The sequence below is a fragment of the Bacillus sp. DHT2 genome (assembly GCF_026241455.1).
Classification (GTDB): domain Bacteria; phylum Bacillota; class Bacilli; order Bacillales; family Bacillaceae_G; genus Bacillus_A; species Bacillus_A pseudomycoides.
Genome location: NZ_JAPHWH010000002.1, coordinates 294,168 through 312,556, shown reverse-complemented (window position 1 = coordinate 312,556; position 18,389 = coordinate 294,168). Strand labels below are relative to the sequence as shown.

The window sequence follows — 18,389 nt, the reverse complement described above, 5'->3', positions numbered from 1 at the left end:
TAGATAAGCTTTTTTAATCTCCATGCTAGAAGGAAATAAAGTTATTAGGATGAGATAGAGGATTGAATTGGAGGAAAGAATAATATTATTAATAGAAGTTACATTTTATCTTCCCATTCGTAGATAGTAGTGTAGTAACCCACATTTAATGAAAGCAAAGAAGCTGTCAAGATAAGTGATCTATAAAATCTAAGTTCTCGGACTGAATAAAATTTCAGTGTATTATAGAAAAAATAAAAACAACAAATAAGAGGTGATTCTTCGTCACCTCTTATTTGTTGTTTTTTATTGTTCATTTTTAAATTGGTACATTTCTGGGCTTATACTAGAGTCATTATACAGGAATAGTATGACATCAGGATTTAATTCTTTTAGATCTTTTATTATATTTTTACTAGCTGCAAATCGTGGATCGATAAATGTTATTTGTTCAAAATGCTGAGCAAATAAGGGATATGTTGCATCAGCATAAGAATCTTTGATAACTACAGCATGTAATTTGTTTTTTGCTTTCGAATTTAGGATATTAATTTGTGCATAGTCTGTTTGATAGACCTCAGCATAATTTGGTGCAGGTTGTTTTTTATCCTTTGCAAAGAACTCTTTCATTGGTACTTTAGTTGCTTGCTCAGATACAGGCCCAATATATACGGTGTAATCATCCCAAGCATTTGGATTTTGCTTTAATTGCACATAAGGGATTTGTTCAGGAGTTTTTATTAAATTATACAGTTGTTTATTCCAACTTCCAATAAAATCTCCATTAGGTTTTTCAGTAATGAATTTATAATTATCTGGATTTACTTTAGCATCTTTATATATCTTTGAGTGATCAGATATATAATTCATTGCATATTCATATCCATAAAACGCACCTTTCATATTCCAATGATGGTCTGTTTTAAAGTATAAACTTTCTAACTGTTCACGGCTAAACTCTTTTTGGAAGAATGGCAGAACATCGATAACAGGAAAGTTTATATTATTTAATGCTTGTACAAGGTAATCGCGATGTTTTTGGTCATATCCACGATCTACGTAGGGTGGATATCTATATGAAAATGTCGTTAGTTTACTTGGTGCTAACATAAAATAAAACTCAGTTTTTGGAAACTGATTTCTTAAATTATCTAATTCATTTACAGATTGCTTCATTTGTTCACGTTCGTCAGTTTTTGTTGGTTCAGATAAAATAAAACCATCGTTTGCAACATATTTTTGATTTATAAATGTTCGGTTGAAGTGCATTTGTAAATTTGTATATGTTTTAATAAAGAAATCTCGAGCTGCAATATGATCTGTAAAGTGTAACTCGGTATCTTTGAAGTATTTTCCTGATTTTAAACCATCTTTAGTTAAGACAGGATCAATAGCTAGATCCCTATTTTCAAAATTAGAAAAGTTTTTTTTATCCAAGTAAATAATTTTTCCAGTCCATATACACATTCCGAAAATAACAATTAAAAATCCTGTAATTAATATACGGTTATTTAAATTTTTCATAGCTACCCCTCCTTTAAAAGCGGAAGTAAATAAATGGATTATACGTTGCATTTGTTAAATACATCATAACGATTATTAGCACACTTAAATAATAAAGTGGAGATAAAATTACTATCCTTTTTGTTGAAAGCATAGTTTTCAGCCAAGAAAAAATTGGAGCTGAAGTAACAATTGCCAGGAGAAAAATTCCCCAATAGTTCATGACATAGAAGTAACTCTTAATGTCAGTTAATGGTCCATTTATTCCAAACATTGTTTGGAGAAATTCAAAACAGTAAGCAAAATTATCAGCTCGGAAGAAAACCCATCCAATGATTACTAAAAACATAACGTATACATGTTGAACCGGGCGCCACATGTTTTGTAACACTTTCTCAAAACCGGCTTTTTCTAAAGCAATGAGACATCCGTAATAAATTCCCCAAATCATAAATGTCCAACTAGCTCCATGCCAAAAACCTGTTAGTGCCCATACGATAAAAAGATTACGATAGACTCTCCAGCTGGATACTCGGTTGCCTCCAAGTGGAATATAGACATAATCGCGGAACCACGAACCAAGTGAAATGTGCCAACGACGCCAAAATTCAGAAATGGATTTTGAAATATATGGATAATTGAAATTCTCTAGAAAATCAAATCCAAACATTTTTCCTAATCCAATTGCCATATCACTATACCCAGAAAAATCAAAATAGATTTGTAGTGTATAAGCGATAGCACCAATCCAAGCGGTAGAAACACTCATGGTTGCTGGATCCATGGCGAAAATTTCATCGGCAATAGCGCCTAATTGATTAGCGATTAACACTTTTTTTCCTAATCCGATGATAAAACGTCGAACTCCTTCAGAGAATTTATCGGCATCAACTGTTCGGGTATGTAGTTGATGAGAAATTGTATTATAACGAACGATTGGTCCAGCAACTAATTGAGGGAAAACAGTAAAGTACAATGCGAGATCAAAAATATTACGCTGAGCATCTACTTTCTTCTTATATATGTCAATGATATAACTCATAGCGTGGAAAGTAAAAAAGGAAATACCAATCGGCAATGGAATCTTTTCTAATACAATGTTTGTATGAAACATTGTATTTATATTATCGATTAAGAAATTAGCATATTTAAAATAACCTAAAATAGCTGTGTTTATAATAATAGCTAAAGTTAAGAGCGTTTTTCTACTAAGTATAGTTGCTCTTTCTTTGGCAAGCCAAATACCAAACCAATAGTTTATAAAAATAGAAAAGAGCATGAGAAATACATATATTGGTTCTCCCCACGCATAAAATAATAAGCTAAATAATAGAAGAACAATATTTTGCAATTCTTTGCGAACAGTGTAATATACAAATAACACTGCAGGTAAAAACAAACATAAGAATAAGAGGTTACTAAATACCATTTATGTTAAGTCCTTTCTGTAAGTTTATAGGCAGTTAGTAAAATATTATATCACAAAAATATAAAGAGTTTAATCTTACTATAATTATCTGTTTAATTGAAATTTTTCGCTCTCATATGTAAAATCTTTTTAAAAGAAGAAGCATCCTAGCTGTCCTTTAGATTTGGGACAGCTAGGATGCTTCTTACGTATATTATGTAATGATTTTTTGAAATGCCCATATATATTGTAATAAACTAGGACATATGAAAGGGGGCAACGACTTGAAAATATCACTTGTTTCGATCTTTCATTTTATTATATGGAGCGGGTTTTCATTAGTGTTATTATTATCAAATCGTGATAAAGCACATTACAAAGTATTACTTTTTTTTATATTTTTTTATTTAGCCTATGTTATTGCACATTTTATGTTGCACTCCAGAAAAGAGGCAGTTTGTTGCACCATTGGAAATAGTATGTTCTTTTTTTTCATTAAATATCTCTTTTTCACAGGTTAGCGTTTATAAAAATACATTGTTCTTCCATTAAATAACCTTAATTCACCTTCTAATTTCTTGGCTACAAAACGGCAGAATTCATTCGCTTTTCCTTTATCTCCAAATGTGGCAGTAGAAGGTAAGGAGATTTGAACGAAAGCTTGCTCGTTTTCTATTCCAATCCCCACATAAATAGAATTATATCGATCATGACTAGATTTTAGCTCAAGTGTAGTATCAGACGTATCAAGTATTTCGTATGGAAATGCCACGTTAGTATATGCATAGCTAACTTGCACACCGGTTTGGGAAGTAATTTCTTTATAATAACGAAAAAGTTGTTTTACATCTTCTAATGAGATAGCTTGTTGTTTAGATTTAGGTACAAGTTTAATAAATGCATGTTGCATAAAGATTTTCCTCCTGACGTAATATATATATTTATTTTAACACTGTTGTAAATTTTTTGACAATTAAAAAGGGATCATTCCTCGTTTTGTTTAATATATACAAGTAGAAAGTGTTGTGAAGAAAGGAGGGAGTAAATGTTTGAAAAATTGTATGATGAGCATGAAAGTGTGAAGGTACGATTTCTAGGATTTATGACACATGAGAACCGTTATGACTTTGGGGTCATTTATACAAATATGTTTTTTGGGAAACCTCTTGTCGTGTGCATGCAAACAGGGAGAGCAACTCTACTAGGACAAGATGATGTAGATAATGTTCAACATTTACAACAGGTCTTTAAATTACAATCGGAGGAGGAGGCGGATGATTTAGCACAGTTCTTTAAGTTTCTTGTACCACCTACTTCTTTACATGCTGAATATGAAGAATAAACAAAAGGGAACAGTCGTACTTATTAAGATATGACTGTTTTTTTGTTATTGTCTCATACTAATGTAAAATAAAATTTTTAATGTGTTATACTAAAAACCTATTGACGTAAAAAGTATAACATATTAAAATAAAGACAGAAAGTTAAGCGGTTACAAAAGTTTTTGGGATTATAAACTTAGGGGGAAATAAAAAATGGGAACAATCGTATGTCAAGATTGTGAAAGTACAATTGCACACTTCGAGGATGAGAAAGTAACGGTACTTTACGGGAAATGTGAATTTTGCGGATGTGATCACAAGGAGCATACAAAAGCCCAATAATATATAGGAATCTTGCAGCTGAAAAAGTTTTTAGGACCATAAACTTAGGGGGAAATGAAAAATGGGAACAATCGTATGTCAAGTTTGTGAAGGAACAATTGCACACTTTGAAGATGAAAAAACAACAGTACTTTATGGGAAATGTGGATCTCATTGTGAATGTGATCATAAAGAACATACAAAAGCCCAGTAATATATAGGAAGTTTATGAATATAAAGATTTGAAACTATAAATGAAACTCAGGGGGAAATAAAAAATGGGAACAATTGTATGTCAAGCTTGTGAAGGAACAATCGCACACTTTGAAGATGAAAAAACAACAGTACTTTATGGGAAATGTGGATCTTGCGGATGTGATCATAAGGAGCATACAAAAGCCCAATAATAAAAAAGGCGCCTGCACATCTGCAGGCGCCTTTTTTAATAGATTGTAGTTGTATGACCAACCGTTGCAACAATTGCATCGTCCCTGATGGGAATAAATTTGAGTGTTGTTTGTAGATTATTAACAGAAGTATGTTGACTCATAAGACGGCTATCTATTCGTGTAATAAAATCTGTTAAATATGCTGAGATAAAGGCATAAGGAATTCTTCGTTCATTTAATAAATAAATGATTTGTTCTTTTGTTTGTACTCCTACACCGTGCCCATAAAAAAAGAAATTGCCTAAATAAATGGCATTCTCTCCTTGCCACTCAACCGAAGCTGGATTTACTTGTGGGTTTTTAAAGTAAACAAGATCGCCAGGAACGATATCCCCACCGGTTTTTGTCACCAGTTTTAAATCTTGATCATAATCCCATGTATATAGTAGAAGGTTTGCGAATAAGTGATTAAAGATTTGGTCATCATATAGAGCTAAAAGTGCTTTGTAAAAAATAATAATCATTGCTGTTGCACATTCTGTTCCGTATTTTTTTCCGTTTTTAAAAATATCTCGTATCGCGACGGAGGGTGGTACATTTGGGAGTAGTTGAAACCCTCCCAGTGGTGTCCTTTGCCAAAATTCAGGGTTACAATAGGACTCTTGGAATGTACGGAATTGAAGTCCGCTTTGAAAGAGTTCTAAGGCAGATGTAATAATATGAATTCGTAAATTTAGATCGAAAATGAGTTCATCAGCCGTTCGGAATGCATACACTTCTTGATTTCCAGCCATAATGGCTAATATTTGTTGTTTCTCAGTAGCGAACGGTTCGTTTTCACTCGTGATATAAGGATGTACAATAGAACGACCAATCACAATCATAACTGTATCCCCACCTATACGTTACATTCTTTAGTATGGTATGAGTAAAAGAAAAAATGGTGAAAAAAAAGCCTATCAAATGATAGGCTTATATTCTTTAATAACGCGTAATGTTTGTAATGTCATGTCTTCGGGACCTTGTACTGGCAGACCCGCTTCTAAATTTTTATGAATGTAATCTAAGTTTTCTTGTGTAATAATTTCACCTGGAGTAAAGATTGGAATCCCTGGTGGATAAACCATTACAAAATCAGCTATAATGCGGCCAGCAGCATTTTCAAATGGGATGACCTCTGTCTCTGAATAAAAAGCATCTCGAGGAGAGAGGGCAAGTACAGGGATTTCTGGAATTTCAACTTGTACTTGAACACCTTTGTCCGCTCTATCTTTAAATGTAGTTGCTAGTTTTTGTAAGGCCTGGATGAGAATGTTGGTTTCATCCTCTGTATCCCCTAATGTAACGAGGCATAGAATGTTATATAAGTCCGAAAGCTCGACTTCAATGTTGTAATGTTCTCTTAACCATAATTCTGCCTCATGACCTGTAATACCTAAATTCTTGACAGATACAATCAGTTTTGTTGGATCATAACTAAATGTTGCATCCGTACCTAACATTTCTTTACCAGGGCAGTATAGGTTTTCAATCTTATTTACAGTATTGCGGACATGTTCAGCTAACTGAATTGTTTTTGTGATTAATTCTTGTCCTTCAGTCGCAAGGCGTTTTCTGGCAACATCTAAAGAAGCCAATAGAATATAAGAAGTTGATGTTGTTGTAAGCATGCTAATAATAGATTGGACATGTTTTACATTCACAAGACCTTCTTTTACATTTAAAATAGAACTTTGTGTTAAGGATCCTCCTAATTTATGGACACTTGTTGCTGCCATATCTGCACCAGCTTGCATGGCTGACATCGGTAGTTCCTCATGAAAATGAATATGAACACCGTGAGCTTCATCTACTAATACAGGTATATCGTAGGAATGAGCTAATTTTACAATTTGTTGTAAGTCTGCAGCAAATCCGAAATACGTTGGGTTAATAACAAGTAATCCTTTTGCATCTGAATGCTCCTCAAGTGCTTTTTTTACAGATTGAATCGTAATCCCGTGTGAAATACCGAGCTTCGGATCAATTTCAGGATGAATGAAAATTGGTTTTGCACCTGAGAAAATAATGGCTGACATTACAGATTTATGAACGTTTCGTGGTACAAGGATTTTATCACCTGGGCCACAAACGCTCATCACCATTGTCATAATTGCACCGCTTGTTCCCTGGACGGAAAAGAAAGTATGATCTGCACCGAACGCAGTCGCTGCTAAGTCTTGAGCCTCTTTAATCATACCTTTTGGATGATGTAAATCATCGAGCGGCGCGATATTAATTAAATCAATTGCTAATGCATTATGCCCAATAAATTCGCGAAACATAGGATCCATTCCTTGTCCTTTTTTATGACCTGGGATATGGAATTGAATTGGATTTCGCTTACTGTGCTCTACTAAAGCGGTAAACAATGGTGTTTTGTATTGGGACAATCTATACACCCCTTCTTCTTCGTAATATTTATTATGAATTGTTTTATGTTTATCTTGTTCAATAAGAAAGTTATTTCCCCTGTATAGTTATATAACCGTCTATAAGAACTTGAATTGTTCTACTTACCATTCAAAAATTTTGTCATGGAAGCTTCACTTTATTTTCAATAAAACAAAAGCATTATATCACCAATGATTATATATGTATAGGGAAAATTATTATTTTTATTATATGCATAATTAGTAGTAAGTTTATTCTTTTATTCGTAGGTAGGAAGCTCTTGGCCCAAGGTTCAGAGAAAACGAAGAGATACGTTGAATCCTACAGATAGAGTTATATTTCATCCTATTAGTTGCAGTCAATAATATCTACCTCTTAAAAATCAGTGAAAGCAAAGAAATTAGGTGGGGGATAGAATGTACGTAAAAGCCCGATTGATCAGGGCTCATAATTAGTGAAGAATGCGAAAGAAATGATTGGAATTTCACTTTATCAGTGGTTCAGTTTCAAACAAGAAAGAAGACATATGTCTTTTATTGCTCTGTTGTCTTCAGTATGAAGGGAGACAATTCCATAATAAAAGAGAAATAGTGTATAATGCAAAGTGGCTATAGCAAAGAAGGTTGAAAGTTTTATTTTTAAGGTAGCATAATGGTAGAAAATAAAAATGGATGAGGTGTACATATGGAATATCAATATCCACTTGATTATGATTGGTCAAATGATGAGATGATTGCAATCGTGACATTCTATGAGGCAATTGAAAAGGCATATGAAAAAGGTATCGTTAGAGAAGAATTGATGAGATTATATCGTCGTTTTAAAGAAATTGTACCGTCGAAAGCAGAAGAGAAGAAAATTGATAAAGAGTTTCAAGAGGTAAGTGGCTACTCTATATATCGGGCAATTCAAAAAGCGAAAGAAGTAGAAGAACAAAAGATTGTAAAAGTGTAAAAATATTTTGAAAATTTAAATTCAAAGTGCTATAATGGGATAACAACTAAAAACGGACAATGTACATTGTCCGTTTTCTACTATCGATTACAAATTTTATATAAAGGAAGGAGTGATTGCATCGTAGCTTCAACCTTTGTAAGAAATTGTTCATCAGTAAGTGTTGAAAATTCTTCTGGTGAGATGTGAATACCTACTAGTAACTCTGCTTTTTTTATAGTGGCTAAGCGTTCAATCATTTTTTGTAATTCATTTGCTTCAAGCATGTTATGCGGTTTTACACCTGGTTTAGTATGGTCAATGGACCAAACGAAGTCATTTGGTATATTTGTTTTTAAATCATTTAAATGTCCTAAGAAGGCATGAGCCGCTTCCACTTTCTGTGGACACTCATAGATTAAACCAAAGTATATGAAAGCGTGGGTTCCCCATAAACCAATTTGAAAATGTGGTAACATTTTATAACCGCGTTTATTTGTTGAAAAAGCAACCCAAGTATCGTTTGGTGGATTGACTTTACGACGTGCGTGTTTCGCTACATGATAGAAGAAAGTTTCACCAGTTTGTTCTGATAAATAATGAGAAAATTGTTCGCCTAGAGCTTCTAATTTAGGATGAATGTTTGTTTTAATAGCATTCATTCGCTCTTCAAGGCCATCAACAGAAAAGACTGCAAAGTCCTTTTCTTTAAATGTTTGTAATGTCATGACTGTTCCTCCAACTCCTAGTTTGTTTTTAATTTTAGCATAGCTTGTACTATTCATAAAAAAATCAGCATAAAAAATTTACGTAAAAAAATATAATTTTGTTGCATAGATGATTTATCCAACATAATATAGTATAAAACAAAAAATCAGAAAATTAAGTCAATTACAGTCTAAGGGCAGACGAATATTGGGAGGAGGCAATAAAAATGAGACAGGTGATTAATGCGTTAAAGAGAACAGATGCTGAAAAAAGAATTCCGGTGCTAAGATTGGAGTTAGATTATGAATTAGCAACGCTATACGATGCAATGATGGAAAATGATAATCAGAAAAAAGAAGAGTGCGTGCAAAAATTAGAAGTACTAAGACTTGAAATGATTCGTTTAGAAGCGTAATAATAGTATATGTATAAAAAATAAGTTGGTGCGAACCTTATAAAGGGTTCGTTTTTTCTGTGAACAGTATAGATCGGAGTGTTTAAACATGCAAGAGGTATGGAAAGAAATCGATACAAATGCAAAGCAGTGGATTCGAGAAGCTGGCGAGCGTTTAATGGCATCATTGCAAAAGACACTTATTGTAGAGACAAAATCAAATGCAGCTGATTTAGTAACAAATATGGATCGAGAAACAGAACAGTTCTTGATTGGGAAAATTAAACAAACATTCCCAGATCATTATATTTTAGGAGAAGAAGGGTATGGAGATGAGGTTGCTTCTTCGGATGGAGTTGTTTGGTTAATTGATCCAATTGATGGTACGATGAATTTTGTTCATCAAAAAAGAAACTTTGCGATTTCAATTGGCATTTATGAGAACGGTATCGGAAAAATCGGTCTCGTCTATGATCCGGTTCATGAAGAACTGTATCATGCTGTAAAAGGTGAAGGAGCTTTTTGTAATGATACATCCATTCCTACTCTTGAGAAAAGTACAGTGGAGCATGGAATAATTGCGTTAAATGCAACTTGGCTCACTGATAATCCATTACTTAATATGGAGAAAATGATGCAGCTTGTGAAATTGGCAAGAGGGACACGATCATATGGATGTGCAGCGCTAGAAATGGTCTATGTTGCAACCGGAAGATTGGATGCTTACGTAACGCCACGATTATCTCCTTGGGATTTTGGCGGTGGAATGATTATTGTAGAAGAAGTTGGTGGTAAGGTGACGACATTTGCTGGCACTACTCTTTCTATCGTGGAAAAAAGCAGTGTATTAGTTGCGAAGCCGGGAGTATATGAAGAGTTACTACCATTTGTATCACAGTAACAAAAAAAGTAAGAGGCCAAGAAGTAGCTTCTTACTTTTTACTGTTACTGTGATTTGCGCATTTTGCGTTTTGTTATAAATCCATATCCAACTGTAACAAATGTGCCAATAATGCAAATAATAATACCGATGGGACTATTTTCAGCAATCATAATTCCAATGCCAATTAAGAAAATAACACCGATAATAGCCGTTAATAAAAAGCGATATTGAATGTGTTCCATATCTTCACCCTCCAATTTCATTTTACTTTCACAAAAGTAAGAATACAACTATATTTTCATTCTTGATTTTATTTTGATTGCCATTGTATCACCTTCGCTCTTATAATAGAGAAGGATTAAAAAGACACTAGGAGTTGGACATGTTGAAAAAACGACAAGATTTACGCAATATAGCAATTATCGCCCACGTTGACCATGGTAAAACAACACTTGTTGACCAATTATTACGTCAAGCGGGGACGTTCCGTGCAAATGAGCACGTAGAAGAGCGTGCAATGGATTCAAATGATTTAGAAAGAGAACGCGGTATTACCATTTTAGCGAAAAATACAGCGATTCACTATGAAGATAAACGAATTAACATTTTAGATACACCTGGACACGCTGACTTCGGTGGTGAAGTAGAGCGTATTATGAAAATGGTTGATGGTGTTTTACTTGTTGTTGATGCATACGAAGGTTGTATGCCTCAAACACGATTTGTTTTAAAGAAAGCATTAGAACAAAACTTAACTCCGATCGTGGTTGTAAACAAAATTGACCGTGACTTTGCTCGTCCTGATGAAGTGGTTGACGAAGTAATTGACTTATTCATTGAGCTTGGTGCAAACGAAGATCAATTAGAGTTCCCTGTTGTATTCGCATCAGCAATGAATGGAACAGCAAGCTTAGATTCAAACCCAGCAAATCAAGAAGAGAATATGAAATCATTATTTGACACAATCATTGAACATATTCCAGCACCAATTGATAATAGTGAAGAGCCACTTCAATTCCAAGTAGCACTTCTTGATTACAATGACTATGTTGGCCGTATTGGGGTTGGCCGTGTATTCCGCGGTACAATGAAAGTAGGACAACAAGTAGCATTAATGAAGGTTGACGGAAGTGTAAAACAATTCCGTGTAACTAAATTATTTGGTTACATTGGATTAAAACGCCAAGAAATTGAAGAAGCAAAAGCTGGAGACTTAGTAGCGGTTTCAGGTATGGAAGACATCAACGTTGGTGAAACAGTATGTCCAGTTGAGCATCAAGAGGCATTACCATTACTACGTATCGATGAGCCAACATTACAAATGACATTCCTTGTAAATAACAGTCCATTTGCAGGTCGTGAAGGTAAATATATTACATCTCGTAAAATTGAAGAGCGTCTTCGTGCACAGCTAGAAACAGATGTAAGCTTACGTGTAGATAACACAGATTCTCCTGATGCATGGATTGTATCTGGACGTGGAGAGTTACACTTATCAATCTTAATTGAGAATATGCGTCGTGAGGGATATGAATTACAAGTATCTAAACCAGAAGTAATTATTAAAGATGTTGATGGTGTAAGATGTGAGCCTGTAGAGCGTGTACAAATTGACGTGCCAGAAGAGTATACTGGTTCTATTATGGAGTCAATGGGTGCACGTAAAGGTGAAATGTTAGATATGGTGAATAACGGAAACGGTCAAGTTCGTCTTACGTTTATGGTTCCAGCACGTGGCCTAATTGGTTATACAACAGAGTTCTTAACTTTAACACGTGGTTACGGCATTTTAAACCATACATTCGATAGCTATCAGCCAGTACATGCTGGACAAGTTGGTGGACGTCGCCAAGGTGTTCTAGTTTCACTTGAAACAGGAAAAGCATCACAATACGGTATTATGCAAGTTGAAGATCGTGGTGTAATCTTCGTTGAACCAGGTACAGAAGTATATGCAGGTATGATTGTTGGGGAGCATACACGTGAGAATGATTTAACAGTTAACGTTGTAAAAATGAAACAACAAACTAACATTCGTTCTGCAACAAAAGACCAAACGTCAACAATGAAAAAACCTCGTATCATGACATTAGAAGAGTCATTAGAATACTTAAATGACGATGAGTACTGTGAAGTAACACCAGAATCAATCCGTCTTCGCAAAAAGATTCTTGATAAGAGCGAGCGCGAAAGAGCTGCTAAGAAAAAGAAATCTGTAGAAGCGTAAAAGATAAAGCTGCCTTTTCATTAAAAAGGCAGCTTTTTTAATTTGTTTATTTTTCGAAAATTTAATCTTTTGTCTAGACAGTATTTTTTCTACAAGGTAATCTTATAGTAGACAACATAGAATTTAAAAATTAAGAAGTAAGGCGCTGCTAGTTAGTTGAATGAATTTGGCCGATATGGATTATTTTCTATCTTTATTTTAGATAGGGGGATTTATATTCATCTTTGCTAGATGAAGGGGAGAAGTATAATGCTAGAGAGAATGTCATTTTTTGCAAAGTTATACAATGTAGATGTGAATCCAGAAGTAGGGATGTGGCAGCTTTACGGTACAATGATTATACTAAGTGCACTCGTATATAATTTAGGATTTGCTAGGAAGTTACCGTTACTAAAAAACATTGTGATTTATGTATCCTTAGCAATTGGATGTACAGTTTTAACTTTTTTGGGAGTGTTTTTACCAGTAGGAGAAGGACTTGTTGTGACAGCGATTGTATTCGGTATTTATAGATTACGCTTACGCCAAGCAAAGCAACAAAGAGTGGGTTAAAGGGGGGATGTTTCATGCGTTCTGTACAAGATGCGTTATATAATTGGCTAACAATTAAAACTGTCGCGGAAGCACGCCTGCATGATGCAGCTGCGCAAGAAACATATTTACTGTTTCATCACATGTTACATGAAGATCATCAATTAAGAGATATAACGGTGGAAAAAAAAGAAGATATGTATTTGGTTACATATGAACAAGAAGGAGAAAAACATTCTACAAGATTTCCGATAGAGCTTATAGATTGTTTCTTAGATCAAATGAAACGAGAGCCGGAGAAATATAAATAAGCCCTCATCTGAATGATTAAGGACTTATTTGACAGTTTACCACTCATCTTCTATTGTTTTATCACGATATAAGTGGAAATTTCCAGTTGCATGGCGTTCCATTGTACGTTCTGCAATACGTTCTGTGCATTCCATGCACATATATGTATGAATAGGACGGTTACGAAGCCTTTTGGCCATAGGATTTTCGTCATCTAACTCTTCTTTTTTATCACAAAGCATGCATTTGACTCTCATTTCGTCACCTCAATACAAATTCTATCGATATAAGTATATCATGTAAATTTGATATTTTTGAACTATAGGGGGAAAAAAAATTTTTCGCAATTCAAAAAATAAGTTATCATTAAGATAAATAAAATTTTGGAGGTGGAAATATGGCAAATGTAGTAGAACCTACATTGACAGATTCTTTAGTCCAATCTTTACGTGAAGGACGTATTATAACAATTGCAACAATTGATTTTGAAAAGGCTGTTCCGAATGTAAGTGCTATTTCATGGGTATATGCAATAAATGAGACAAGTATTCGATTTGCGATTGATCAACGCTCTCGTATTGCGGAAAATTTGCGCCATCATGCAGGGATTGTACTCACTGTAATGGCAAATGAATCTGTATTTTCCATTAGCGGTGAAGCAAAGATTTTAAAGGAGAGATTGGATGGCAGTCCACTCAAATTAACTGCAGTAGAAGTATCTGTTCAAGAAGTACGTGATGTTATGTTTTATGGAGCAAAGCTTGCTTCGGAACCAACATATGAAAAAACATATGATCCTCGTGCTGCTGAAACACTTGATAATCAAGTGTTAACGGCGATGAAAGAATTGTAGAAAAGTGGATGAACACTATGGTTGTTCATCCTTTTCTGCTATTTTAACCTGAGTGAATAAGGAATCTTTGCTGCATGTTAGAATATAAATTTTGACGAATGAATACGATACCTAGTTATGAATGAGAAAAATGATTAAAAAAAGTTTTAATTTATATGAATTTCGATTCTGCCTCGTTAATACATTACATATAATTATAACAATGGTTCGTCCATATCATGATTATGGATGAAACCCTTGTTCTACAAATTTAAAAGTGGAGTCAGGGGGTAACAGGTTGGATAAAATTTATGTGTTAGATACGAATGTACTTTTGCAGGATCCTTTATCTATTTTTTCTTTTGAAACAAATGAGGTAGTGATTCCAGCAGTTGTATTAGAAGAGGTTGATTCGAAAAAACGCTACATGGATGAAGTCGGACGAAATGCTCGTTATGTATCTAAATTGATAGATAAATTTCGCGAATTAGGAAAACTGCATGAGAGTATACCCCTTGAAAATGGAGGGACATTTCGTATTGAATTAAACCATCGCTCATTTGTTCAACTGCAAGATATTTTTGTTGAAAAAACAAACGATAATCGTATTTTAGCTGTTGCGAAAAATTTATTCTTAGAAGAGCAAGAGAAAGAGAATGGAAAGTCTGTCATTTTAGTAAGTAAAGATGTACTTGTGAGAGTAAAAGCAGATGCTCTTGGTTTACAAGCTGAAGATTATTTAAGTGATCGTGTAATTGAAGTAGAAAATATATATTCAGGTTTTTTAGAAGGTTACATATCAAAAGAACAGCTCAATTATTTTTATGAAAAAGGAGAATTTCCTTTATCGGAAATTGCAAATCATCCATTTTATCCAAATCAATTTATCGTGATGAAAGATGCATTAGGTGGTTCTAGCTCTGCACTTGGAATTGTTGATTATTCAGGGAAAAAAGTGAAGAAACTTATTTTTCATAATGAGCAAGTTTGGGGAATACGCCCACGGAATGTGCAGCAAATTATGGGATTAGAATTGTTGCTTCGTGAAGATATTCCACTCGTAACGTTAACAGGGAAAGCAGGAACTGGTAAAACATTACTCGCGTTAGCTGCTGGTCTTATGCAAACGGAGGATTTAGGATTGTACAAAAAACTCCTTGTTGCTCGGCCGATTGTTCCAGTTGGTAAGGATATCGGATATTTACCAGGAGAAAAAGAAGAAAAGTTAAGACCGTGGATGCAACCAATTTTCGATAATCTAGAGTATTTATTTAATACAAAAAAACCAGGCGAATTAGATGCGATTTTAGCGGGTATGGGTTCAATTGAAGTAGAGGCGCTTACTTATATACGAGGACGAAGTATTCCAGATCAATTTATTATTATTGATGAGGCGCAAAATTTAACGAAACATGAAGTGAAAACAATATTAACAAGAGTTGGAGAAAAAAGTAAAATTGTATTAATGGGAGATCCACAACAAATTGATCATCCTTACTTAGATGAATATAATAATGGTTTAACGTATGTTGTAGAGAAATTTAAAGAACAAAAAATTAGCGGACATGTAAAGTTTGTAAAAGGAGAGCGTTCTAATTTAGCGCAACTAGCAGCGGACTTATTATAAAGTGAAACTTTAATCAGTAAGGGATTTCATCAGCCGAAGTCTAACTGTTTTGCTGTTGTTAAATTTTGAGGTGGGAATACTTCTGACCGCAAAGAGTGGAAAAAAAGGAGTGGCTTTTGCCTACTCCTTTTTTAAATAATTGTAAACTTACGGATATTTCGAATTGGATTGTTTATATTAGAGCCGTCACCAAAGTAAAGGTGGACAGGTCCATCTTCTCGTAATGGTTTTCCATCTTTTGAAAATCCAAGAATAACATTGTTTGCTTCTTCTAATGAAAGTGTGATTGAATCATGCAATGTGTGGATTTCAACATGTGTTGCTTCAGCTGTAATTTCAGCATTTTTGAAAAAGGGATGAAGTGGTATGCCAAACGTTCCTGTAATAAGCTGTTCCTTTTTAAATTTTTTTACGCTTTTTTGAATAGGTGGAAAAGCGGCACCATCACGGATTTCACGATCCCAATGTTCGGAAGTGTGCTTGAGATAGTCTTCTAATTCTGATTTTTCTTCTTTCGTTTCGGTGAAGTAAGTTGTTAAATCTACTTTTCGATCATCAAAAATCCAAACGCTTGGGTCAAGTGTGATCGGAAAGCGTACTTTTCCATTTATAAATAAAATTTCACTCATTGTTGTTCCCCCATTTGTATTATGCTCCCACTTTTCAGTATAATAGCATTAGACACGATTGTCACAAAAAATGTTTCTATTGCAATTTATTAAAACTATCGCTAATATTAATAGATAGGATAGAAGAGTAGGACGGAAACGGAGGGAATCAATTTGGCGTCTGAGACAGTAGCAAATCATCAGGAAAAGGCACTTGCCCTTCTAAAAGCGGATGCGGAGAAGATTTTAAGACTTATTAAGGTGCAAATGGACCACCTTACGATGCCGCAATGTCCATTATATGAAGAAGTGTTGGACACGCAAATGTTTGGACTATCCCGTGAAGTTGACTTTGCGGTTCGTCTTGGTCTTATTACAGAAGAGCAAGGGAAAGAAATGTTAGGAGAGCTCGAACGGGAATTATCAGCACTTCATGAAGCATTTACAAACAAACAACAATAAAGGGTTCAAATAAGGGGGCTCAAACTGACTAAGTTTGAGCTTTTTATTTGTATAATAAAGCAGGAAGAATTCTAATACATATGGAATACAACAATTAAACTGAAAACAGAAAGAGGATATTGAATGAAAAAAGTATGGAAGTCAATGGATTATTCATTATTGCTTCCTCTTGCTATTTTATGTGTACTGGGAGTTATAATGGTATACAGTTCTAGCTCTATTGTAGCAATTACAAGGCATGAAAAACCGGCCGATTTCTTTTTTAATAAGCAATTATTAGCTCTAGCTATTGGAACCGTAGGGTTAGGAATTATCGTTGCTATTCCGTACCACGTTTGGAGAAAACGAATTGTTTTGTTATTAATGATGACAGGTAGTATTGGATTGCTAGCGTTAGCATTATTGATTGGAAAGAAAGTAAATGGTGCGCAAGCATGGGTGCTTGGTATACAGCCCGCTGAATTTGTTAAAATTGCTATCATTATTGTACTCGCGCGTTTCTTTGCGAGAAGGCAAGAAACTGATACTTCAGTTTGGAAGGGATCAGCAGGTACGATTATGTTTATAGGATTAATATTGTTTTTAATTCGTAAACAAAATGATTTAGGAACAGTTTTGTTAATCATAGGTATTGTCGGAATTATGTTTCTTTGTTCAGGGATTCCGATTAACAAGTGGATAAAGCGTCTTGCATTAAGCACAATTGTATGGATTCCGCTTTTATACTTAGTTGGTAATTATGCATTGAAACCTTATCAAAAAGCACGTTTTGCGGTGTTTTTAAATCCATTTGATGATCCACAGGGTGATGGATTTCAGCTGGTGAATTCCTTTATTGGAATTGCTTCAGGTGGACTGAATGGTAGAGGACTTAGTAATAGTATACAAAAATTTGGGTATTTACCTGAGCCGCATACAGACTTTATTATGGCGATCATATCTGAGGAACTTGGTTTTGTCGGTGTAGCGATTGTTTTAATTAGTTTGTTACTTATTATTATTCGTGCATTGCGAATTGCTCAAAAGTGTAAGGATCCATTTGGAAGTTTAATTGCTATAGGTATTGCTAGCCTGTTTGGGGTGCAAACGTTTGTTAACATTGGTGGTATGTCTGGGCTAATGCCTCTTACTGGTGTGCCTTTGCCGTTTGTCAGTTATGGTGGTAGTTCTTTAATGGCGAATCTATTTGCAATGGGTATATTGTTGAACTTAGGGAGTTATGTGAAACGACAAGAGAAGCAACAAAAAGAAATATATGAGAAAAAACAACAAGGTGAGCCACATCTTGTTGTTGTGAAATAAAAAGGTTTTGTGTTTGATGACACAAAACCTTTTTGTTATGTTGTTTTTTAATAAGTTATACTTTGTTTGGTTTAAATAACAATAGTGTGTCATAAATATTTTAATGTGTTATACAATAAAACTGTCAGAAAAAGAAGAGATGTGCTATACTATTTTTGTGAAACAAATTGATCAGAAAACTTATCATTTGTTAAAAAATAAGGTATGATGTATAAAAATAAGGTGAAGCTTTCCGA

Annotated in this window: 24 protein-coding genes; 15 read left to right on the top strand and 9 right to left on the bottom strand. The window is 34.3% G+C overall.

The window, feature by feature from the left end:
- Positions 1 to 285 precede the first annotated feature (285 nt).
- Both ORL93_RS06590 and ORL93_RS06585 read right to left on the bottom strand, forming a co-directional pair.
- Positions 286 to 1,503 (bottom strand): alginate O-acetyltransferase AlgX-related protein, encoded by a 1,218-nt coding sequence (locus tag ORL93_RS06590; RefSeq protein WP_097794339.1) that lies wholly within the window; start codon positions 1,501 to 1,503, stop codon positions 286 to 288.
- 13 nt (positions 1,504 to 1,516) lie between these two features.
- The gene (locus ORL93_RS06585) at positions 1,517 to 2,911 is read right to left on the bottom strand and encodes an MBOAT family O-acyltransferase (RefSeq protein ID WP_097794338.1); all 1,395 of its coding nucleotides are present in this window, start codon (positions 2,909 to 2,911) and stop codon (positions 1,517 to 1,519) included.
- A gap of 263 nt (positions 2,912 to 3,174) precedes the next feature.
- Between ORL93_RS06585 and ORL93_RS06580 the strand changes: the two genes are divergently transcribed.
- Entirely contained in the window at positions 3,175 to 3,411 is a 237-nt protein-coding gene (locus ORL93_RS06580) for a hypothetical protein (RefSeq protein ID WP_033671441.1), read from the top strand.
- Here the strand turns inward: ORL93_RS06580 and ORL93_RS06575 are convergent.
- Positions 3,408 to 3,800: a DUF1885 family protein gene (locus tag ORL93_RS06575; RefSeq protein WP_097794337.1), complete on the bottom strand. Its 393-nt coding sequence runs from the start codon at positions 3,798 to 3,800 to the stop codon at positions 3,408 to 3,410. The two genes, ORL93_RS06580 and ORL93_RS06575, sit on opposite strands and share 4 nt — an antisense overlap.
- A 135-nt stretch (positions 3,801 to 3,935) precedes the next feature.
- Here ORL93_RS06575 and ORL93_RS06570 point away from each other — a divergent pair, with 135 nt between their 5' ends.
- From ORL93_RS06570 to ORL93_RS06555, 4 genes are all read left to right on the top strand, one after another.
- A complete protein-coding gene (locus ORL93_RS06570) occupies positions 3,936 to 4,232 on the top strand; it encodes a DUF3055 domain-containing protein (protein WP_003199960.1) in 297 nt (98 codons plus the stop codon).
- A gap of 193 nt (positions 4,233 to 4,425) precedes the next feature.
- Positions 4,426 to 4,554: a GapA-binding peptide SR1P gene (locus ORL93_RS06565; RefSeq protein WP_003199961.1), complete on the top strand. Its 129-nt coding sequence runs from the start codon at positions 4,426 to 4,428 to the stop codon at positions 4,552 to 4,554.
- A gap of 61 nt (positions 4,555 to 4,615) precedes the next feature.
- Positions 4,616 to 4,747: a GapA-binding peptide SR1P gene (locus tag ORL93_RS06560; protein WP_006095811.1), complete on the top strand. Its 132-nt coding sequence runs from the start codon at positions 4,616 to 4,618 to the stop codon at positions 4,745 to 4,747.
- 64 nt (positions 4,748 to 4,811) lie between these two features.
- The gene (locus tag ORL93_RS06555) at positions 4,812 to 4,940 is read left to right on the top strand and encodes a GapA-binding peptide SR1P (RefSeq protein WP_006095810.1); all 129 of its coding nucleotides are present in this window, start codon (positions 4,812 to 4,814) and stop codon (positions 4,938 to 4,940) included.
- Positions 4,941 to 4,975: 35 nt separating this feature from the next.
- On the opposite strand, the gene ORL93_RS06550 is transcribed toward ORL93_RS06555, so the two are convergent.
- Both ORL93_RS06550 and ORL93_RS06545 read right to left on the bottom strand, forming a co-directional pair.
- The gene (locus ORL93_RS06550; protein WP_003199676.1) at positions 4,976 to 5,806 is read right to left on the bottom strand and encodes a protein-glutamine gamma-glutamyltransferase; all 831 of its coding nucleotides are present in this window, start codon (positions 5,804 to 5,806) and stop codon (positions 4,976 to 4,978) included.
- A gap of 75 nt (positions 5,807 to 5,881) precedes the next feature.
- Entirely contained in the window at positions 5,882 to 7,354 is a 1,473-nt protein-coding gene (locus tag ORL93_RS06545; protein WP_016116071.1) for an aminotransferase class I/II-fold pyridoxal phosphate-dependent enzyme, read from the bottom strand.
- A gap of 685 nt (positions 7,355 to 8,039) precedes the next feature.
- Here ORL93_RS06545 and ORL93_RS06540 point away from each other — a divergent pair.
- Positions 8,040 to 8,309 carry a UPF0223 family protein gene (locus ORL93_RS06540; protein ID WP_003199680.1) on the top strand — a complete coding sequence of 90 codons (270 nt, stop codon included), beginning with the start codon at positions 8,040 to 8,042 and terminating at the stop codon, positions 8,307 to 8,309.
- Positions 8,310 to 8,389: 80 nt separating this feature from the next.
- Here ORL93_RS06540 and ORL93_RS06535 read toward each other — a convergent pair whose 3' ends face one another.
- Positions 8,390 to 9,016, bottom strand: coding sequence for a YktB family protein (locus ORL93_RS06535; RefSeq protein ID WP_018780883.1), 627 nt, complete (start codon positions 9,014 to 9,016; stop codon positions 8,390 to 8,392).
- A 206-nt stretch (positions 9,017 to 9,222) separates the two neighbouring features.
- Between ORL93_RS06535 and ORL93_RS06530 the strand changes: the two genes are divergently transcribed.
- The gene (locus ORL93_RS06530; protein WP_001250169.1) at positions 9,223 to 9,411 is read left to right on the top strand and encodes a hypothetical protein; all 189 of its coding nucleotides are present in this window, start codon (positions 9,223 to 9,225) and stop codon (positions 9,409 to 9,411) included.
- Positions 9,412 to 9,499: 88 nt separating this feature from the next.
- Positions 9,500 to 10,291 (top strand): inositol monophosphatase family protein, encoded by a 792-nt coding sequence (locus tag ORL93_RS06525; protein ID WP_003199686.1) that lies wholly within the window; start codon positions 9,500 to 9,502, stop codon positions 10,289 to 10,291.
- Between the two features lie 44 nt (positions 10,292 to 10,335).
- Here the strand turns inward: ORL93_RS06525 and ORL93_RS06520 are convergent, their stop codons facing one another.
- The gene (locus tag ORL93_RS06520) at positions 10,336 to 10,515 is read right to left on the bottom strand and encodes a DUF5325 family protein (protein ID WP_000400124.1); all 180 of its coding nucleotides are present in this window, start codon (positions 10,513 to 10,515) and stop codon (positions 10,336 to 10,338) included.
- A gap of 140 nt (positions 10,516 to 10,655) precedes the next feature.
- On the opposite strand from ORL93_RS06520, the gene typA reads away from it, so the two are divergent.
- The 3 genes from typA (at position 10,656) to ORL93_RS06505 (ending at position 13,342) form a co-directional block, all read left to right on the top strand.
- Positions 10,656 to 12,500: a translational GTPase TypA gene (gene typA / locus ORL93_RS06515; protein WP_006095807.1), complete on the top strand. Its 1,845-nt coding sequence runs from the start codon at positions 10,656 to 10,658 to the stop codon at positions 12,498 to 12,500.
- Positions 12,501 to 12,749: 249 nt separating this feature from the next.
- Positions 12,750 to 13,052, top strand: a complete 303-nt coding sequence (locus tag ORL93_RS06510) for a YlaH-like family protein (RefSeq protein WP_016116067.1) — start codon at positions 12,750 to 12,752, stop codon at positions 13,050 to 13,052.
- A 14-nt stretch (positions 13,053 to 13,066) separates the two neighbouring features.
- Positions 13,067 to 13,342, top strand: coding sequence for a hypothetical protein (locus tag ORL93_RS06505; protein ID WP_097794336.1), 276 nt, complete (start codon positions 13,067 to 13,069; stop codon positions 13,340 to 13,342).
- Between the two features lie 36 nt (positions 13,343 to 13,378).
- Here ORL93_RS06505 and ORL93_RS06500 read toward each other — a convergent pair whose 3' ends face one another.
- Entirely contained in the window at positions 13,379 to 13,579 is a 201-nt protein-coding gene (locus ORL93_RS06500; protein WP_016116066.1) for a YlaI family protein, read from the bottom strand.
- Positions 13,580 to 13,719: 140 nt separating this feature from the next.
- Between ORL93_RS06500 and ORL93_RS06495 the strand changes: the two genes are divergently transcribed.
- Both ORL93_RS06495 and ORL93_RS06490 read left to right on the top strand, forming a co-directional pair.
- Positions 13,720 to 14,175 carry a pyridoxamine 5'-phosphate oxidase family protein gene (locus tag ORL93_RS06495; protein ID WP_003199697.1) on the top strand — a complete coding sequence of 152 codons (456 nt, stop codon included), beginning with the start codon at positions 13,720 to 13,722 and terminating at the stop codon, positions 14,173 to 14,175.
- Between the two features lie 277 nt (positions 14,176 to 14,452).
- A complete protein-coding gene (locus ORL93_RS06490) occupies positions 14,453 to 15,781 on the top strand; it encodes a PhoH family protein (RefSeq protein WP_018764776.1) in 1,329 nt (442 codons plus the stop codon).
- A 131-nt stretch (positions 15,782 to 15,912) separates the two neighbouring features.
- Here ORL93_RS06490 and ORL93_RS06485 read toward each other — a convergent pair whose 3' ends face one another.
- Complete coding sequence (locus ORL93_RS06485) at positions 15,913 to 16,410, bottom strand: molybdopterin-binding protein (protein ID WP_006095802.1); 498 nt, start codon at positions 16,408 to 16,410, stop codon at positions 15,913 to 15,915.
- Between the two features lie 153 nt (positions 16,411 to 16,563).
- On the opposite strand from ORL93_RS06485, the gene ORL93_RS06480 reads away from it, so the two are divergent.
- Positions 16,564 to 16,851 carry an Fpa/YlaN family protein gene (locus tag ORL93_RS06480; RefSeq protein WP_003199704.1) on the top strand — a complete coding sequence of 96 codons (288 nt, stop codon included), beginning with the start codon at positions 16,564 to 16,566 and terminating at the stop codon, positions 16,849 to 16,851.
- A 123-nt stretch (positions 16,852 to 16,974) separates the two neighbouring features.
- Entirely contained in the window at positions 16,975 to 18,153 is a 1,179-nt protein-coding gene (locus ORL93_RS06475) for an FtsW/RodA/SpoVE family cell cycle protein (RefSeq protein ID WP_018764775.1), read from the top strand.
- Positions 18,154 to 18,389: the final 236 nt, after the last annotated feature.

Bases quoted from the DNA above. Each gene is read 5' to 3' on its own strand.
- ORL93_RS06565 (WP_003199961.1), top strand. From the start codon at position 4,426: ATGGGAACAATCGTATGTCAAGATTGTGAAAGTACAATTGCACACTTC.
- ORL93_RS06520 (WP_000400124.1), bottom strand. From the start codon at position 10,515: ATGGAACACATTCAATATCGCTTTTTATTAACGGCTATTATCGGTGTT.
- ORL93_RS06525 (WP_003199686.1), top strand. From the start codon at position 9,500: ATGCAAGAGGTATGGAAAGAAATCGATACAAATGCAAAGCAGTGGATT.
- ORL93_RS06570 (WP_003199960.1), top strand. From the start codon at position 3,936: ATGTTTGAAAAATTGTATGATGAGCATGAAAGTGTGAAGGTACGATTT.
- ORL93_RS06530 (WP_001250169.1), top strand. From the start codon at position 9,223: ATGAGACAGGTGATTAATGCGTTAAAGAGAACAGATGCTGAAAAAAGA.
- ORL93_RS06535 (WP_018780883.1), bottom strand. From the start codon at position 9,016: ATGACATTACAAACATTTAAAGAAAAGGACTTTGCAGTCTTTTCTGTT.
- ORL93_RS06550 (WP_003199676.1), bottom strand. From the start codon at position 5,806: ATGATTGTGATTGGTCGTTCTATTGTACATCCTTATATCACGAGTGAA.
- ORL93_RS06540 (WP_003199680.1), top strand. From the start codon at position 8,040: ATGGAATATCAATATCCACTTGATTATGATTGGTCAAATGATGAGATG.
- ORL93_RS06505 (WP_097794336.1), top strand. From the start codon at position 13,067: ATGCGTTCTGTACAAGATGCGTTATATAATTGGCTAACAATTAAAACT.
- ORL93_RS06590 (WP_097794339.1), bottom strand. From the start codon at position 1,503: ATGAAAAATTTAAATAACCGTATATTAATTACAGGATTTTTAATTGTT.
- ORL93_RS06555 (WP_006095810.1), top strand. From the start codon at position 4,812: ATGGGAACAATTGTATGTCAAGCTTGTGAAGGAACAATCGCACACTTT.
- ORL93_RS06575 (WP_097794337.1), bottom strand. From the start codon at position 3,800: ATGCAACATGCATTTATTAAACTTGTACCTAAATCTAAACAACAAGCT.
- ORL93_RS06510 (WP_016116067.1), top strand. From the start codon at position 12,750: ATGCTAGAGAGAATGTCATTTTTTGCAAAGTTATACAATGTAGATGTG.
- ORL93_RS06560 (WP_006095811.1), top strand. From the start codon at position 4,616: ATGGGAACAATCGTATGTCAAGTTTGTGAAGGAACAATTGCACACTTT.
- ORL93_RS06475 (WP_018764775.1), top strand. From the start codon at position 16,975: ATGAAAAAAGTATGGAAGTCAATGGATTATTCATTATTGCTTCCTCTT.
- ORL93_RS06500 (WP_016116066.1), bottom strand. From the start codon at position 13,579: ATGAGAGTCAAATGCATGCTTTGTGATAAAAAAGAAGAGTTAGATGAC.
- ORL93_RS06495 (WP_003199697.1), top strand. From the start codon at position 13,720: ATGGCAAATGTAGTAGAACCTACATTGACAGATTCTTTAGTCCAATCT.
- ORL93_RS06485 (WP_006095802.1), bottom strand. From the start codon at position 16,410: ATGAGTGAAATTTTATTTATAAATGGAAAAGTACGCTTTCCGATCACA.
- typA (WP_006095807.1), top strand. From the start codon at position 10,656: ATGTTGAAAAAACGACAAGATTTACGCAATATAGCAATTATCGCCCAC.
- ORL93_RS06585 (WP_097794338.1), bottom strand. From the start codon at position 2,911: ATGGTATTTAGTAACCTCTTATTCTTATGTTTGTTTTTACCTGCAGTG.